Genomic DNA, 245 nt, shown 5'->3' with positions numbered 1-245 from the left:
CGACCTGCAGCGACAATCCTCGTGCGATCTGGCCATGTCATGGCAATGACGCCTGCGAGAACACAGACCAGGCCAAGCCAGGCCATAGGCATCAGTCTCTCTCCCAGAAACACCACGCCGATGGCGACTCCGATCGGCACGCGCATATAGGCCTGCGCCGTCGTACCGACCGAGCCGAGCGTCTGGAGGAGGCGGAAATAGATGACGAAGGCGAGCGCTGTCGAAAAGACCGACAGGCCAAGCAG

General features: G+C 61.6%; 1 protein-coding gene. It reads right to left on the bottom strand.

The window, feature by feature from the left end:
- The coding region (locus ACOZKU_RS27900; protein ID WP_421581627.1) for an EamA family transporter at window positions 1–245 on the bottom strand (245 nt) is incomplete at both ends.

It is taken from the genome of Shinella sp. M31, from assembly GCF_049199205.1.
In the GTDB taxonomy this organism is placed as follows: domain Bacteria; phylum Pseudomonadota; class Alphaproteobacteria; order Rhizobiales; family Rhizobiaceae; genus Shinella.
The sequence above is the reverse complement of the archived record's forward strand: the minus strand, read 5'-3'. Positions and strand labels throughout refer to the sequence as shown.